The sequence below is a fragment of the Streptomyces sp. 4N509B genome (genome assembly GCF_052245655.1).
GTDB lineage: Bacteria > Actinomycetota > Actinomycetes > Streptomycetales > Streptomycetaceae > Streptomyces.
The window spans coordinates 44,060-60,318 of record NZ_JBQQBZ010000026.1 but is presented as its reverse complement, the minus strand read 5'-3'; the positions used below and the strand labels follow the sequence as shown (position 1 = coordinate 60,318).

The following is a 16,259-nucleotide window of genomic DNA, read 5'->3' as shown; positions in this document are numbered from 1 at the left end:
GCGTGACGCTGGCGGCCCCACGCCACGCGAAAGCCCCACCGCGGCGGGAAGCCGCGGGTGGGGCTGTTGTACGCGCGTAGGCCGCGAGGGACTCGAACCCTCAACCAAAGGATTAAAAGTCCTCTGCTCTGCCAATTGAGCTAGCGGCCCGTGGAAGCAGCATAGCCCGGACGGCACCGGCGGGCCCGAGGTGTTTCGGGCCCGCCGGTGCGCCGGGTCAGTTGTTCGAGTCGCGGTCGAGCCGGGACCGAGTCGGGGCCGAGCCGGAATCAGCCGCGCTTCCAGCGGGGCTTGTCGGAACGGCGGAAGCCGTCACGGCTGTGACCGCCGCCGTGGCCGCCGCCGTGCCCGCCACCGTGGGAGAACGGGCGCTGGTCGCGGCCGTGGTGCTCGCGGAAGCCACCACGGCGGTCGCCGCCACGGTCCCCGCGCTCCCCGCGGTCGCGGAAGTCCCGGTCGCGGTCGCGGTCCCGGTCGCGCTGGTGGCCGAACGGGCGGCGGTCGCGGTCCCGATCACGGTCCCGGTCCCTGTCGCGGTCACGGAAACGGTCGCGGTCGCCACGGAAGTCCCGGTCACGGTCACGGTCGCGGTCCCGGTCACGGAAGTCCCGGTCGCGGTCGCGGTAACCGCCACGGCGGTCGCCGCCACGGTCCCCGCGGTCGCCACGGTCGCGGAAGTCCCGGTCGCGGTCGCGGCGGCGTTCCTCGGCGCGCGCCTGGCGCGCCGCCTCCCGCGCCTGGCGGGCGGCCTCGGCCTCCGCCTCGCGCGCCTCCCGCTCGGCCTCGCGCTCCGCCTCGGCCACGGCCTGGGCGATGGCCTCGGCCGGGTCGTCGCCGCGCTCGCGCGCCGCGCGCCCGATGAGACGCTCCGCCTCGCCGCGCAGCTCCGCCGCGCGCTCCTTGGCGCGGTCCAGCTCGCGGGCGAGCCGTGCCGCCTCACGCTCGGCGTGGCGGGCGGCCCGCGTGGCGGCCTCGGCCTGCACCTCGCTCAGCGAGCGGGCGCCGACGATCTCGGCCAGCTCCTCACGGAAGAGGTCGCCGCGCCCGATGACGTGCCGCTCGGCGTCGACGCCCGCATCCTCCATCAGCCGGAAGATGGTGCGCCGCTGGTGCGGCAGGGCCAGCGAGACGACGGTGCCCGAGCGCCCGGCGCGCGCCGTGCGGCCGGAGCGGTGGAGGTAGTCCTTGTGGTCGCCGGCCGGGTCGACGTTGAGCACGACGTCCACACCGTCGACGTGGATGCCGCGCGCGGCGACGTCCGTGGCGACGAGGGCGCGCACCTTGCCGTCCTTGAAGTCGGCGAGGGTCCGCGTCCTGGCGCCCTGCGTCATGCCGCCGTGCAGCGCGTCGGCCCGCACGCCCGCCTCGCGCAGCTGCTCGGCGACGCGGTCGGCCCCGAGCTGGGTGCGGACGAAGACGATGGTGCGGCCCTCGCGGGCGGCGATGGCGGCGGTCAGCGGCGCCTTGTCGCGCGGCTTCACGACCAGCACGTGGTGGCTCATCGTGGTGACCGCGCCCTGGGCGGCGTCGACCTGGTGGCTGACCGGGTCGACCAGGTACCGCTTGACGAGGGTGTCGATCTCGCGCTCCAGCGTGGCGGAGAACAGCATCCGCTGGCCGCCGGCCGGCACCATGTCGAGCAGTTCGGTGACCTCGGGCAGGAAGCCGAGGTCGGACATCTGGTCGGCCTCGTCGAGGACGGCGATCTCGACCTCGTCCAGCGAGCACGCGCCGCGCTTGATGACGTCACGCAGCCGGCCGGGGGTGGCGACGAGGATGTCGACGCCGCGCTCCAGCGCGTAGATCTGGTTCCCCATGGAGGTGCCGCCGCACACGACCTTCATGCGCAGCTTCAGCAGCTCGCCGTAGGGCTCCAGCGCGGCGGAGACCTGCATCGCCAGCTCGCGCGTCGGCGTGAGGATCACGGCCCGCGGGTGGCCCGGCCGGGTCCTGGCGCCGGCGAGGCGGGCCAGGGTCGGCAGGCCGAAGCTGAGGGTCTTGCCCGAGCCGGTGCGGCCCCGGCCGAGGATGTCGTGGCCGGCGAGGGCGTCGGGGATCGTGGCCGCCTGGATGGGGAACGGGGTGGTGACGCCGTGGTCGGCGAGGCGGCGCACGACCTGCTGCGGCAGGCCCAGGTCGGCGAAGGTCATGGTCGGCTCGTCGTCCGCCTCGTCGAGGGACGCGTCGTCGAGCGTCGCGTCGTCGAGGGCGGAGTCGTCGAGCGTGGAGTCGTCGAGACCGAGGACGCCGTCCTCAAGGTCGTCGGTGGTGATGATGGTGGCAGGAGCGGACATGCGAGGTGAAACACCTTCCGGAGTCGGTCTTGGTCGGCACGCGCCTTGGCTCCGGTTCCGCAGGTGCTCATGACCGCCTGGATGCGGTCGGCCCCGGCTTGGGCGAGGTACGCGCCACACGGCGCGCTTCGGTGGGGGCGCCGGGCAAGTGGGATCAAACGATCTACAAGCATACGCACGGTGTCACGCCGCGAGCAAATCCGTTATCGGCCGTGCCTCACTCTCCCACCGACTCGGCCTCGACCGCGCCACGACCCGGACCCGACCCGCCCCGGACCCGGCCGGCGAGCTGGAGCAGGTACTCCGTGCGGTTGAGCGGGTTCCGCCCGGTCCGGGCCCTGGCAGGGGCGCGGCCCCGAACGGGGGCGTGACGGCTGGGAGTGAGATCCAACACGCCCTCGCCGCGCGTCAACGCCGGCAGCCGTCGCTGCACCTCGTGGGCACGGCGCGCCGGGACCTCGCCGGTCACCTCGCACAGCGGGCCGCGGGCGGCCGGTGGCGCGTCCGGGACGGCGCCGAGCCGCGCCAGCAGGGGCAGCACCTCGGAGACGGTGTCGACCGGGGCCTCCAGCCGGAAGCGGAGGATCGGCTCGCAGACGACGGTGCCGGCCCGTCGCAGCGCGGCCATCAGCACCAGTGGGGTGAGGAGTTTCACGTCCCGCGCCGTGGTCCCCGGGGGGTCGTAGCCGGATCGGGTCAGGGTGACGAGGCAGTCGGTGACCTGCCAGCCGGCGAGCCCCTGCCGCAGCGTCCGGGTGACGGTCTCGGCCATCGCCTCCCGGAAGGTGGCGACCCTTCCGTAGACGTAGAGCGGGATCGACTCGACGCCGACGCCCGGGGCCAGCCGGAAGGTGATCCCGGAGCCGACGGGTGCCGGTTCGACGCGCAGCCCGACGGTCGCGAGGAACGGGTTGGCGTCGCGGCGCAGGATCTCCAGGGCCTCGCCGACGCCGGCCGGACGTTCCACGTGAATCGTCGTGGTCTCGCGGAACGTGACGGCGAGTCCGTAGTCGGCGGCCAGGGTGGCCTGGATGATCTCCTTCTGCACCTCGCCGTAGAGGGAGAGGGCAACCTCGCCGCGTTCGTCGTCCTGGCGGACGTTGATCAACGGGTCCTGCTCGGCGAGCTCCGACAGCGCCCGCAGCAGGGGGCCGTGGTCGGCGGGGCGGTCCGCCACGACGACGGTCTCCCACGACGGGGGCGCGAAGGCGCCGCGCGCGGGCCCGTCGGCGGGTCCGTCAGCGGACGCGTCGCCCGACACGTCGTCCGACGCATCCCCGAGCACGTCGCCGATCCGCACGCCCGTCAGGCCGCGCAGCTGCGCGATCTCCCCGGCCACGACCTCCCGCCGCTGCCGCGCCCCACCACGGTCGAACACGTGAACAGCGGTGACCTTCGCCCGCCCGCGCTGACCGCCGCTTTGACCGAAGCGGACGAGGTCCCGCACGCGCACCGCGCCCGAGAACATCCGCACGTACGCCACCCGCTCCCCCGCCGGGCCGCGCTCCACCTTGAAGACCGACCCCCGCGACGGGCCCCGGGCGTCGCCCGTGGCCGGCGGCAGGAGGGCGGCGACGCCCGCCGTCAGCGCGTCGACCCCCACGCCCGTGACCGCCGAGCCGGCGAAGACGGGGTGGATCCGGCAGCGCCGCACCTGCTCGGCGAAGGCCGCGCGCACGCGGTCGCCCTCGCGCAGGAGCGCGGCCTCGTCCTCGACGTACGCGGCGAGCATCGCCTCGTCGTGCTCGGCCGTCGCCTCGGCGAGCCGCCGCGCGAACGCGGGGTCGTCCCACCCGTACGGCGTCACCGCCGCGTCCCGCGTGCCGGCCGCGCGCACCGCGCCCATGGGCACGACGTCCACGGCCAGCTTCTGCTCGATCTCCCGCACCACGCGCGCGACGTCGGCGCCGCGCCGGTCGACCTTGTTGACGAACAGGAGGGTGGGGATGCGCAGCCGCCGCACCGTGCGCATCAGCACACGGGTCTGCGCCTGGACCCCTTCCACGGCGGAGACGACGAGCACCGCGCCGTCCAGCACGCCGAGCGCGCGTTCGACCTCGGCGATGAAGTCGGGGTGTCCCGGGGTGTCGATGAGGTTGACGGTCACGTCGTCGTCGACGACGAACGAGGCGACCGCCGCCCGGATGGTGATGCCACGCTGCCGCTCCAGCGCGAGGCTGTCGGTCTGCGTGGTGCCGTCATCGACGCGCCCCACGGCGTCGATGACCCCGGCCGCGTGGAGCAGCCGCTCGGTCAGGCTGGTCTTACCGGCGTCAACATGGGCGAGAATCCCCAGGTTCACGATGTGCACAGGGCGTCATGTCCTCCGAACAGGCAACGATTACCGTCGTCTCGAACACGAACGCCTGCCGCATGCTCGTCTCCTGTCCGCTGCGTTCGGGGACACAACCGGGCAGCAGTGCAGCAGACGCGCACCGCCGGGGCAAACGATTTGTGGCGCTTGGCCTACACGGACGGCCTACGCGGACGGACCAGGCGCGGGCGGGGCCGACCGGAGCAGCCGCTCCCGCAGCGGGGCGAGCCGCGCGGGATCGACGCCCGCCACGGGCCCGAGCCGGTCGAGGAGGTTCGCCGCCTCCCGATACGTCCAGGGCTGCGGCGGGGCCTGGAGGAACCGGTCGAGCGCGGTCGCCGCGCCGTCCCATTCGGCCCGCAGGCAGCGCAGGAGGAAGAGGTTCCCCAGGCCGACGTCGTCCGGCTCCCCGCCCGGCTCCCCGTCCGGTCCGCCGCTGGCGGCGAACGCCGTCTCGGCCTCCCGCCAGGCGTCCTCCTCCGCCGGGTCGCCGGCCCGCCGGTGGACGAGCGCGAGCAGCAGCCGCGACCACCCGACGTCCGCGCCACCCAGCTCCGCCGCCCGCGCGAGGTCCCGCCGCGCCGCGTCGAGGTCACCGAGCAGGAGGTGGGCCTCTCCCCGCTTGGTGTGGGTCCACAGGGCACGGTCGTACCCGAGGTCGAGCGCACGGTCGTAGTCACGCACCGCCCGCTCGTAGTCCGCCCGCGCCAGGTGGACGTGACCGCACTGGGCGAGGGGCCAGGGGTCCTCCGGGTCCAGGGCGAGCGCACGGTCGTAGTCGGCCAACGCCTCGGCCCACCGCCCCATCTGGTGGTACGCCAGGCCACGCGCGTTCACGATCCACTGCCCCTCGGGACCGAGGTCGAGCGCGCGGTCGAAGTCGGCCAACGCCTCCTCGTACCGCCCGGTCTCCCGGTGGACCACGCCCCGCTGGGCGAGGGGCCAGGGGTCCTCCGGGTTCAGGTCGAGCGCACGGTCGAAGTCGGCCAACGCCTCCTCGTAACGCCCGGCCTTCCGGTGGACCCTCCCGCGCTGGGCGAGGGCCCACGTGTACCGCGGGTCGAGGTCGACCGCGCTGTTCAGGTCCCCGAGCGCAGGGTCGTACCGCTCAAGGGAGGAGTGGAGCTCGCCACGATGGGCGAAGGCCCACACGTACGCCGGATCCAGGTCGAGCGCACGGTCGAAGTCGGCCAACGCCTCCTCGTAACGCCCGATCCTGCGGTGGACCATCCCGCGCAGGGCGAAGGCCCACGTGTACCGCGGGTCGAGGTCGACCGCGCGGTCGAGGTCGGCCAGCGCCTCCTCGTAGCGCTCCATGGCGAAGTAGGCGACGCCACGGCAGCCGAGCGCCCACGCGTACTCGGGGTCATGCTCGAGCGCACGGTTCAGAACGGCGACCGCTTCGTCGTGGTTCCCCATACAGCGGAGGGCGTCACCCTGGTGGGCGAGGGCGCGTGTGTGTCCGGGCACCGTCTCCAGGACGCGGCGGTGGTCGGCCACGGCATCCTCGAACCGGCCGAGGCGCCAGTGGGCACGGCCCCGCTCGTAGTACGCGTCCACCGACTCCGGGTCGAGCGCGAGGGCACGCGACGCGTCGTCGACGGTCTGCTCGTAGCGGCCGACGGTGTTGTGGCGCCGGGCGCGGAACGTCAGGATCCGGGCTCGGGCGGACGGGCTCAGGGGCGTGTGGGCCAGCAGGTGGGTCAGGGCGACGCGGACGGCGTCGGCGGGAGGCTCACCAGCTGCGTCCCCGGTTCCGTCGCCAGGAGGGTCGCCGGCCGTCGTGGGGTTCTCGGAAAGGCGTTCTCCCCACTCCGCCAGGGTCGAGGAGTCGGCGTCGCGGCCGGCCTGGCGGAGGATTCCGGCCCAGCGGCGCAGGGTCGCGAGGCCGTGGTCGCAGGCCGCCGCCGCCTCCTCCAGCGCGGGCGTCAGCGCCTGCCGGGGCGCGGCGCACAGGCGGTGGTAGGTCTCGTTGAGCCGCTGCTCGCGCCACTCCGCGTCGCGCCAGCGCTCGTCCTCGGCGATGGCCTCCTCCAGCGCGAGGCGCCGCTCGCGGAAGGCGTCGGCGAGCCGGGTGTGCTGCTCGGCCCACCGGGACGGGGACTGGGTGCGCTGGAGGCGCAGCATCAGGTCGCGCACGACGTCGTGGTAGCGGCCCCGGCCCTTGTCGTCGCTGACGAACGGCAGGCCGCGCAGCCACGCGTACCGGTCCGCGGCGCCCTCGGGTGCGAGGACGGCGCAGACGTCCTCGTCGACGCGGAGCGGCAGCGCGCAGGAGAGGGCCGCCGCCCGCCGCGCCGGGTCGTGCTCCCACTTCAGGAAGCGCTCCACCGCCGTCTCCGAGCCGTCCACGACCTCGCCGGGGCTCGCGGGGTGGGGCTGCGCCAGCATGTCCACGAGGACGGGGAGCCGGCCGGAGAGCTGGAGGACGACCTCGACGGTCGCCTCGTCGGTCACGCCGCGCGCCGTCAGCAGCTCGCGGGCCTCCTCGTCCGTGAACACCTCCAGCGGCGTCTCGGTGACCAGGTCCGCCCAGTCGGCCCAGTGCCGGGGGTTCAGCCGGCCCTGGCCGGAGAGGACCACCACGACGTTGGCCTCCAGCGAGCCGTGTCGCTCCTCGCAGACGACGTCCCGCAGCCAGGTGTCCAGCACGGGGCCGGTGCGCTCGTAGACGTCGAAGAAGAGCACCAGCAGCGTCTGCCGGCGCGCCACCTCCGCGAGGTCGGCCAGGAAGACGGGGGTGAGGACCTTCAGCGGGGCGACGACGAGCTGCACGTCCTCGTGCCCGCGCAGGCGGGAGGAGACGGCCACGCGGGCCCGGCTGCCCAGGCGGGCGACCTGCTGCGGGTCCAGCGGCCCGGTCAGCGCGCCGACGCCCGGCACCGTCCCGAGGACGGAGAGGGCGGCCTGGGCCGCCAGCGTGCCGCCGACCGAGGCCGGGGGCGCGGCCTCACCCGGCGACGTGCCCGGGGAGGCCGCCGGGGCCGGCGTCCCGAACGTGCCCGGGGGCGCCCCGGGGTGGTCCGCCTCCTGGCCGAGCGTCGCCTGGGCGCTCTCCACCTCGTGGCGCCGCTGCCGGTAGTCCCGCAGCCGCTTCTCGAACGTCCTCAGCTCCAGGCCCTGGCGTGCGAGCTGGCCGGCGATGGCCTCCATGGCCTCGACCGGGTCCTGCACGTCGTCGCTCAACGTCACGGTCACGGCGCCCGCCTCGCGGGCCGCCTGGTCCCACTGGCGGATGAGGGAGGTCTTCCCGATGCCGCCGTTGCCGTGGACGTGGAAGAGGTAGCGGAAATCCCGGTCCTGTGGGTCGCGGCCAAGGTTCTCCCGGAACCGCGCCAGCTCGCGCTCGCGCCCGACGAACCCACTGCGCCGCCGTCGCCTGTTCAACTCCTGGCGAGTCAGCCTCCGTTGCGCCACGCCGTCCGCCCCCTTCGCGCCGCCCGTCGCACCTGGCCTCCAGCCTGCCGAGGAGCGGGCGGCGAGGCAAACGTGCCGGCGGGCGGCGAGGCGTGGCGGTGCGGGAACCGGGGTCGGAGCCGGGGTCGAGGTCGGAGCCGGAGCCGGCCGGCCCGCCGGGCCGGAGTCGGCCGTTGGCCCGGCCGCTCGCCCGGTCGTTGGCCCTGTCCCGTCACAGGCGGCTATGTGTTTTGCCGATCTCCCGCCGGTCCCCTATGCTTCCTTCGCCCCCACCAGCACCTTCGGGTGCCCAGGGCGGCCCTCCCGCCCCCGTCGTCTAGTGGCCCAGGACGCCGCCCTTTCAAGGCGGTAGCGCGGGTTCGAATCCCGTCGGGGGTACACGGAACATGGGCGCACGCGTGTGAGCGGTGTTCCGCGCCGCTCGCACGTGGTGCCGCCGCCGACGTCGTGTCGGACATTCCCCCTGGTCGCTGTGGTGTCGTCGCGGTGATCCGTCCCTCCTGGCGCCTGCCACCGTTCGACGGGCGCTTCGAGCGCCCCGGAACGCTCAGGCGGACGCCGCTGAGGCAAATCGCCGCTGCGGGGAGGCCCGTGGGGATGACCGTGACGGTTCGGCTCTCCCCCGCGCGCCGTGTTCGCGTCTCCCGCGATCGGCGGCCGGACCTCTCCCTCTCCGTCAGGTGGACAAAGGGGGCGTCCTCGCCACGTAGACGGTGTTCGTCGCCGTGCCTCCCTGGAGGGGGTTGTCGAACGTCACGACGTGCGCCTCGCAGTCCACGAAGACCTCCGCGAGCACCGAGCCGAAGTGGTCGCTCGGAGGATCGTTGGACCACAGGGCGAACACCCCGCCCGGGTGGAGGTGGGCGCGAAGCCGTCGCAGCCCGTCGGCCTCGTAGAAGGCCGCGTGGCCCGGGTGCAGGACGTGGTCCGGCGCGTGGTCGATGTCGAGCAGGACGGCGTGGAATCGACGGCCCGGGGCCTCGGGATCGAAACCGCTCTCGTCAGCCGCCATCGTGAAGAAGTCGCCCCGGACCAGACGGCACCGGGGATCCGACGTCAGGCGCGTGCCCAGCGGCACGAGCCCCCGCTCGTGCCAGCCGATCACCTCTCCGAGGGCCTCGACGACGACCAACGAGCGCACGCGCGGATTGTCCAGCACCGCCTCGGCGGTGTGGCCGAGGCCGAGCCCGCCGACCACGACGTCCGGGTCGGAACCCGGCGGCAGCCGCGCGAGGCCGAGCTCGGCGAGCGCGATCTCCCCCGCGGTGAACTGGCTGGACATGAGGAACGCGTCGTCGAGCTTCACCTCGTAGACGTCGGCGCCCGACAGGGGATCTCGCCGACGTCGCAGGCTGATCTCACCCTTCTCCGTCGGGCACCAGTCGATCTCCTGGAAACGCGCGCTCATCCGGTCCCTTTCCGTCGCCGTCACGCCGTCACGCCGTCCGGCAGGCTGGGCCGACCGCGACCGCTCGACTATCTCACCCCCTCGGCGGGGTCGTGGGCGCGCGCCTGGGCCCGGATGCCGTCCAGGGCCATGGTGAGGACCCGGTCGCGTTGGGCGTCGCGCACGAAGTTCGCGCCGCTGACGCCGTTGATCAGGAAGAGCACGTCCTCGAAGCTCACGTCGTCGCGGGCCGTGCCGGCCTCCTGGGCCCGCCTGAGCAGCGGCCTGCCGGCGGCGCGGATGAGCTGGCGGCAGGAGGCGAACATCGCCTCCTCGTGGTTGAGCGCGTCGTAGATGGCCTTCTTGGTGGTCGCGTAGCTGACGAAGCGGCGCAGCCAGGTGACGAGGGCCTCCCACGGGTCCAGCTCGCCCAACTCGGTGGCGAAGCGGGCCAGCGCCTCGACCTCGTCGAGGTAGACGGCCTCGAACAGGTGCTCGCGGGTCGGGAAGTTCCGGTAGAGCGTGGCGATGTTGACCCCGGCGCGGCGGGCGATCCCCTCCAGGGAGGCGTTGACGCCGTCGGTGGCGAACGCCTCGCGGGCGGCGGCGAGGAGCGCGTCGAAGTTGCGGCGGGCGTCGGCGCGCTGGGGGCGGCGCACGGTGACGCGCGGTTCTGCCCCCGCCTCGGGTTCGGGTGCGGGTGCGGATTCGGGTGCGGGTGCGGGTGCGGTCGTGGCCATCGGACGTCCTTCCCTCCATGCCGCCGGGCGTTGACAAACGAAGGGGGCCCTTCGTTAAAGTGAAGGCACCCCTTCGATAAGCCGAAGGAACCCCTTCACTTTAGCCCGCCGTCGTCTCGGCGGCCGTCGCCCTCGGTCGCGTCGTATCTCACGTCCCGTCGTCGCCGCCCGCCCGCTCGGGGACGGCGCTCCCCTGCCCGGGGCGGCATTCCCGTCCCCCGTCGCGCAAAGGATCCTGTCATGCCCCGAACGGGCAGAGCCTCGCCCTCGCCGCGAGTCGTCTTCGCGGCACTCGCCGCCGCCACCGCGTTGGTCGCGCTGCTCCAGGCGCTGGTCACCCCCGTGCTGCCGGAGATCCAGTCGGACCTGGAGACGTCCTCCACCACCGTGACCTGGGTGGTCACGGCCTACCTGCTCACCGCGTCGGCCGCGACACCGCTGCTCGGGCGCGTCGGCGACATGGTCGGCAAGGAACGGACCCTGCTCGTCGCGCTCGCCGTCACCGCCGTCGGGTCCGCCGTCGCCGCCGCCGCGCCGACGATCGGCGTGCTGATCGCCGGCCGCGCGCTCAACGGCGTCGGGGCGGCCGTGCTCCCGCTGGCGTTCGCCATCGTGCGCGACGAGTTCCCGCCCGCGCGTGTGCCGTCCGCCGTCGGCGCGATCTCCTCGGTCATCGCGACCGGCGGCGGCGTCGGCGTCGTGCTGGCCGGCCCGGTGGTCAGCCTGCTCGGCTGGCGATGGCTGTTCTGGATACCGGCCGTCGCGGCGGCGGTGATCTGGCTCCTGGCGCTGCGTTTCCTGCCCGCGTCGCCGGTGCGCACCCCGGGCAGGCTCAACCCCGTCGCGGCACTCCTGCTGTCCGGGTGGCTGGTCTGCCTGCTGCTGCCGGTCACGAAGGGAGACGCCTGGGGCTGGACCTCGGCGCCCGTCCTCGGGCTGCTCGCGTTGGCCGTCGCGCAGTGCGCCGTCTGGGTGTGGCTGGAACTGCGCTCGGCCGTCCCCCTCATCGACATGCGGCTGATGCGGCTGCCCGCCGTCTGGACCACCAACCTCGTCGCGCTGCTGTTCGGCGCGGTCATGTTCACCCTCTACGCGTTCCTGCCGATGTTCCTTCAGACCCCGACCGCCGCCGGCTACGGCTTCGGCACCTCGGCCACGGGCGCCGGGCTGCTCCTGCTGCCCATGCTGGTCGGGATGGCCGTGCCCGGCTTCCTCAACGGCGCGCTGAGCCGGGTGATGGGCGCGAAGGCCCAGCTGGTCGCCGGCTCCGCGCTGCTGACCCTCGGCTGCGGCTGGCTGGCGTTCCTGCACGACAGCCGGTGGGAGGTCTGCTCCGCCACGGGGCTCGCGGGTGTCGGGATGGGCCTGGCCTTCTCGTCAACGGTCAACCTCGTGGTCGGCGGCGTCCCACCACACCAGACGGGCGTCGCCTCCGGGATGAACACCAACCTGCGCACGATCGGCGGCTCCGTCGGCACCGCGGTGGTCAGCTCGGTGATCGCCTCAACCCTGCTGCCTGGCGGCACGCCGGCGGAGTCCGGCTTCACCCGGGCGTTCGCCCTCCTGACCGCGCTCGGCGCGGGGGCGCTGCTCGTCGCCCTGCTCGTGCCAACGAGCGGACGACGCGATGGTGGGCGGTGGCGGACGGGCACGACGGCCGTGGTGGCGGGGGGCGGGGGCGCGTCCGGGGTGGTCGTCCCCGGGCCCGTCGGGGTCACCAGGGGCTGAACTCCCGCCTCGGCTGGCCGAGAGCGGCGGTCGGCGGCACGCGGCGCGGCGCGCGGCCGGCGCGCGGAAGGCTCGCGTCCGCGCCTGCGCCCGCGTCGGGGGACGCGTCGTCCCCTTCGGGGCGCGCACTTGCTCCACTGCTGGGCCGGGCGACCCCGAGAGAAGAACGGTCGAAACGTCTGGAGATGTGTGGGCGGCGAACCCGGATCGGAGACAATCGGAGGGCACGGAGGGGCTGCGGCTCCTAGTCTCCGAGTTGAGGTGGTTTCACGCGAGATGACCGAAGCTAGAGAAGTCAACGGAAACTGCCCGACCCACGAGTAACGCCGCAGGTCACGCCCTGTGGTCCCCGCGCACGCGGGGGTGGTCCCCGGTCAGACCACGGACCGCCGAGCACGCACCCGTGGTCCCCGCGCACGCGGGGGTGGTCCCGTGGCCACCGCTCCGGAAGGCACCTGCAACGCGTGGTCCCCGCGTACGCGGGGGTGGTCCCCGGCTGTCGAGCTGGTGGACCTTCTTGCCCTGTGGTCCCCGCGCACGCGGGGGTGGTCCCGGCCCGACGGCTCTGGACGGACGCTCGGACCGGTGGTCCCCGCGCACGCGGGGTGGTCCCAGCAGCCCCGCGGCCTCCAGCAGGCTCGCGTAGTGATCCCCGCGCACGCGGGGGTGATCCCTGCACGAAGAACGGTTCCGGTAGCAGGGTGAGGTGGTCCCCGCATGCGCGGGGGTGTCCCGTGTCGCGACCGGGGCTCATTGGTTCATATACATGAACTACGTTCTGTATACTGACAATATCGGGACACGTCTGGTAGGACAGGCCCATGTCAATGAGCCGACGGGTACTGATGGGCGCCGTTGCGGCGGGCGTGACGATGGGAGCCGGCGTGGGTGAGGCAGCCAGGGCGGCGGGGCGGACGGGCGTGCCCGCCGGCTCCGACGCACCCGCTCCCACCGCACCGCACGAGGACGACGACTACGACGGCTCAGCCCTGTGGCTGCGCTACGTACCGATCAGCGACCCGCACCTGCTCAGGCGGTACCGGCGCCAGGTCACCACCGTCGTCGTCGAGAACGCCGACCGGAACCCCTCCTACCGCCACACACCGAACCTGACCATGGCCCCCGGCTCCACCGAGCGGCTGATGGCCTCCACCCTGGAGGCCGCCCGCGAGGAGCTGGTCCGGGGCCTCAGCGGCCTGCTGGACCACCCGGTGCGGGTGCACAACGGCCCCGGCCGCGCCCTCCCCGACGGCTCCGTCGTCGTGGGCACCCGCGACAGCTCGTGGGCCGTGCGCCGCTTCGTCCCGGCCGGGGACCTGGAGGCGGTGGGCCGGGACGGCTTCGTCATCAGGTCGGTGTCCCAGGGGCAGCGGGCGTTCACCATCATCGCGGGCACCACCGACATCGGGGCGCTGTACGGCGCGTTCGCGTTCCTGCGGCGCCTCCAGACGCACAAGCCCGTCACCGGCCTGGACATCGCGGACGCGCCCCGGGTCGCGAACCGGCACCTGAACTACTGGGACACCGAGCGCCTCTACGCCGGCAACGACGCCTCGGGCACGGGGGGCCTGAACGGCGAGAACGGCGCCATCTTCAACTTCGCCGCCACCGGCGCCAGCGCCAGCCGCAACCTCCCCCTCATCCTCGACCGCTACCTCGTGGCGGCACGGGCGATGGCCTCCGTCGGCATCACCGGCATCACCATCAACAACGTCAACGCCAACAACGCCTACCTCACGCCCGAGTACATCGCCCAGGAGGCCGCGCTGGCCGACGCGTTGCGCCCCTACGGCATCCGGCTCGCGCTCTCCATCAGGTACGCGGCGCCCATGGACAGCCGGTTCGCGCCCGACACTCTCACCGAGGAGCAGATGGCGCCGGACCACCCCGACTTCCAGGACTGGTGGGCGCGGAAGGCCCGCCAGATCCAGGAGTCCGTCCCCGACCTGATCGGCTTCACCGTCAAGGCCAACTCCGAGGGCCAGCCGGGCCCCCAGGACTTCGGCCACGACCACGGCGACGGCGCCAACGGCATGGCGACGGCGGTGGCCCCGTTGGGCCTGACGATCTACTGGCGGACCTTCGTCTACAACCCCGACGTCGACACCGACCGCCTGAAGCGGGCCTACCTGGAGTTCGGCCACATCGACGACGAGCCCCAGCCCGACGGAACGAAGGGCCGTTTCCTGGACAACGTCTTCCTCCAGACCAAGAACGGCCCGCTGGACTTCCAGGCCAGGGAGCCCATCCACCCGATGTTCGGCCGGATGGAGAACACCAACCAGGCGCTGGAACTCCAGATCACCCAGGAGTACACCGGCCAGAACCGCATGCTCTGCTTCCTGGCGCCCATGTGGGAGGAGATCCTCAAGACCGACACGTACGCGACCGACGCGCAGGGCGAACTGCTGGAGCAACGCCTCGTCGGCCACGTCGTGGACGGGACCGTCCAGAACCACGCGGACACCGCCATCGTCGGCGTCGCCAACTTCGGCAACGCGGACAACCTGACCGGCCACCACTTCTCCCAGGCGAACCTCTACGCCTTCGGCCGCCAGGCCTGGGACTGGACGCTGGAGTCGGCGGACATCGCCGACGACTGGGTCCGGATGACGTGGGGGAACAGCCCGACCGTCGTCGAGGCGATCAGCGCCATGATGATGGGCTCCTGGGAGGCGCTGGTGAGCTACCAGACGCCGCTCGGCATCGGGCACCAGTTCACGGCCGACGTGCACTACGGCCCCGGCCCGTCGGAGTCCCACCTCCCGCGCGAGGACTGGAACCCCACCTACTACAACCAGGCGGACAGCGTCGGCCTGGGCTACGACCGCTCCCCCACCGGCAGCGACCTGACCGCCCAGTACTTCCCCGCGCTCGGCGCGCTGTACGCGGACATCGACACCGTTCCCGAGAACCTGATGATGTGGTTCCACCACGTGCCGTGGGACCGCCCGATGAGCAGCGGCAGGATCTTCTGGGACGAGCTGGTCCACCACTACTACTCGGGCGTCCGGTACGTCGGCGAGATGCGGCGCACGTGGGACGCGCTGGAGCCGGAGATCGACGCCCGCCGCTTCGCGGAGGTCCGGGCGAAGCTGGAGCTCCACGAGGTGGACGCGGCGGACTGGCGGGACACGTGCGTGGGCTACTGGCAGGAGTTCAGCGGCAGGGAGATCCGCGAGACGGCGTGATGGGTGATCCGGGTGGCCCGCACGACTCCGGTTGTGCGGGCGGCTTGGTGGGCCGCACAGGGCAGGCCGAACGCTCGCCGATTCCGGGGGATGATTGGCGAGGCGCCGAACCACGGTGCTGGAGCTACGCGCCACGAAGGACGGACCGAAATGTCCGAGTCTCAGGAAGTTAGTAAAAACGGCACTCCCCGCGAGTAACGCCGCAGGTCACGACCTGTGGTCCCCGCACACGCGGGGGTGGTCCCTCGACGATGGTCTCGGGAGCGACGGGGGTGAAGTGGTCCCCGCACACGCGGGGGTGGTCCCTCGCCCACCGCCGCCCGGTCCACGCCGCAACGGTGGTCCCCGCACACGCGGGGGTGGTCCCGGTGGCTTGGTCGGTCGGTTGGTCCAGCTGCTGTGGTCCCCGCACACGCGGGGGTGGTCCCATGCCCGAGACCGGGACCCCGCTGCTGCGGGTGTGGTCCCCGCACACGCGGGGGTGGTCCCGGCGGGAGGGGGTACTCGCCCTGAATCCGGTCGTGGTCCCCGCACACGCGGGGGTGGTCCCTCAGCCCACGCCGCGCCGCGCTCGCGCTGGCCGTGGTCCCCGCACACGCGGGGGTGGTCCCCTGGCCAACCTTGTCCAGCGCCAGCGGGATCGGTGGTCCCCGCACACGCGGGGGTGGTCCCGGGGATATCGTCTACGGCCCGTTGCTCGTCGAGTGGTCCCCGCACACGCGGGGGTGGTCCCCCGGTGTTGACCGCCCCCTTCAGCTCCGCAAGAGTGGTCCCCGCACACGCGGGGGTGGTCCCCGCTACCTCCGCACCGCCGAGGAATACGACCCGTGGTCCCCGCACACGCGGGAGTGGTCCCTCGCACTTGGCGGGGGTCTTGGCGCCGGCCGGGTGGTCCCCGCACACGCGGGGGTGGTCCCCACTTCGGCTTGCCCATCTGGACGCGCCAGGTGTGGTCCCCGCACACGCGGGGGTGGTCCCTCGCCGACGTACCCAGCGCAGACAGCGGCAGGTGGTCCCCGCACACGCGGGGGTGGTCCCGAGGTCCGCGCGGTGCTGCGCAACCCGGAGACGTGGTCCCCGCACACGCGGGGGTGGTCCCTCGCGGTGGCAGTGCAGGTAGGCCCGGTTGCCGTGGTCCCCGCACACGCGGGGGTGGTCCCTCCCACGTGTCCGTGAAGCGGAAGCCCT

The 16,259-nt window shown here is 73.4% G+C and carries 7 protein-coding genes, 2 tRNA genes and 1 CRISPR repeat array; of the genes, 3 read left to right on the top strand and 6 right to left on the bottom strand.

The features are described 5' to 3' along the window. Positions 1 to 77 precede the first annotated feature (77 nt). The 4 genes from ACTWP5_RS22280 to ACTWP5_RS22265 form a co-directional block, all read right to left on the bottom strand. A tRNA-Lys gene (locus tag ACTWP5_RS22280) sits at positions 78 to 150 on the bottom strand. 119 nt (positions 151 to 269) lie between these two features. Beyond that, complete coding sequence (locus ACTWP5_RS22275) at positions 270 to 2,294, bottom strand: DEAD/DEAH box helicase (RefSeq protein WP_443222829.1); 2,025 nt, start codon at positions 2,292 to 2,294, stop codon at positions 270 to 272. 217 nt (positions 2,295 to 2,511) lie between these two features. Next, entirely contained in the window at positions 2,512 to 4,605 is a 2,094-nt protein-coding gene (locus ACTWP5_RS22270) for a GTP-binding protein (protein ID WP_443222828.1), read from the bottom strand. A gap of 168 nt (positions 4,606 to 4,773) precedes the next feature. Continuing rightward, the gene (locus tag ACTWP5_RS22265; protein ID WP_443222827.1) at positions 4,774 to 8,025 is read right to left on the bottom strand and encodes a tetratricopeptide repeat protein; all 3,252 of its coding nucleotides are present in this window, start codon (positions 8,023 to 8,025) and stop codon (positions 4,774 to 4,776) included. 305 nt (positions 8,026 to 8,330) lie between these two features. Between ACTWP5_RS22265 and ACTWP5_RS22260 the strand changes: the two genes are divergently transcribed. Then, positions 8,331 to 8,403, top strand: a tRNA-Glu gene (locus ACTWP5_RS22260). A 298-nt stretch (positions 8,404 to 8,701) separates the two neighbouring features. Here ACTWP5_RS22260 and ACTWP5_RS22255 read toward each other — a convergent pair. Together ACTWP5_RS22255 and ACTWP5_RS22250 are read right to left on the bottom strand one after the other, a co-directional pair. After that, positions 8,702 to 9,433, bottom strand: coding sequence for a spermidine synthase (locus tag ACTWP5_RS22255; RefSeq protein WP_443222826.1), 732 nt, complete (start codon positions 9,431 to 9,433; stop codon positions 8,702 to 8,704). 68 nt (positions 9,434 to 9,501) lie between these two features. Continuing rightward, positions 9,502 to 10,152 carry a TetR/AcrR family transcriptional regulator gene (locus tag ACTWP5_RS22250; RefSeq protein ID WP_443222825.1) on the bottom strand — a complete coding sequence of 217 codons (651 nt, stop codon included), beginning with the start codon at positions 10,150 to 10,152 and terminating at the stop codon, positions 9,502 to 9,504. A gap of 240 nt (positions 10,153 to 10,392) precedes the next feature. Between ACTWP5_RS22250 and ACTWP5_RS22245 the strand changes: the two genes are divergently transcribed. Both ACTWP5_RS22245 and ACTWP5_RS22240 read left to right on the top strand, forming a co-directional pair. Further along, positions 10,393 to 11,880: an MFS transporter gene (locus ACTWP5_RS22245; RefSeq protein WP_443222824.1), complete on the top strand. Its 1,488-nt coding sequence runs from the start codon at positions 10,393 to 10,395 to the stop codon at positions 11,878 to 11,880. 827 nt (positions 11,881 to 12,707) lie between these two features. Continuing rightward, positions 12,708 to 15,071, top strand: a complete 2,364-nt coding sequence (locus tag ACTWP5_RS22240) for an alpha-glucuronidase family glycosyl hydrolase (protein ID WP_443222823.1) — start codon at positions 12,708 to 12,710, stop codon at positions 15,069 to 15,071. Between the two features lie 216 nt (positions 15,072 to 15,287). Beyond that, a CRISPR array of direct repeats spans positions 15,288 to 16,231; the repeat unit is 29 nt; unit sequence GTGGTCCCCGCACACGCGGGGGTGGTCCC. Positions 16,232 to 16,259: the final 28 nt, after the last annotated feature.

Bases quoted from the DNA above. Each gene is read 5' to 3' on its own strand.
- ACTWP5_RS22275 (WP_443222829.1), bottom strand. From the start codon at position 2,294: ATGTCCGCTCCTGCCACCATCATCACCACCGACGACCTTGAGGACGGC.
- ACTWP5_RS22255 (WP_443222826.1), bottom strand. From the start codon at position 9,433: ATGAGCGCGCGTTTCCAGGAGATCGACTGGTGCCCGACGGAGAAGGGT.
- ACTWP5_RS22250 (WP_443222825.1), bottom strand. From the start codon at position 10,152: ATGGCCACGACCGCACCCGCACCCGCACCCGAATCCGCACCCGCACCC.
- ACTWP5_RS22245 (WP_443222824.1), top strand. From the start codon at position 10,393: ATGCCCCGAACGGGCAGAGCCTCGCCCTCGCCGCGAGTCGTCTTCGCG.
- ACTWP5_RS22240 (WP_443222823.1), top strand. From the start codon at position 12,708: ATGAGCCGACGGGTACTGATGGGCGCCGTTGCGGCGGGCGTGACGATG.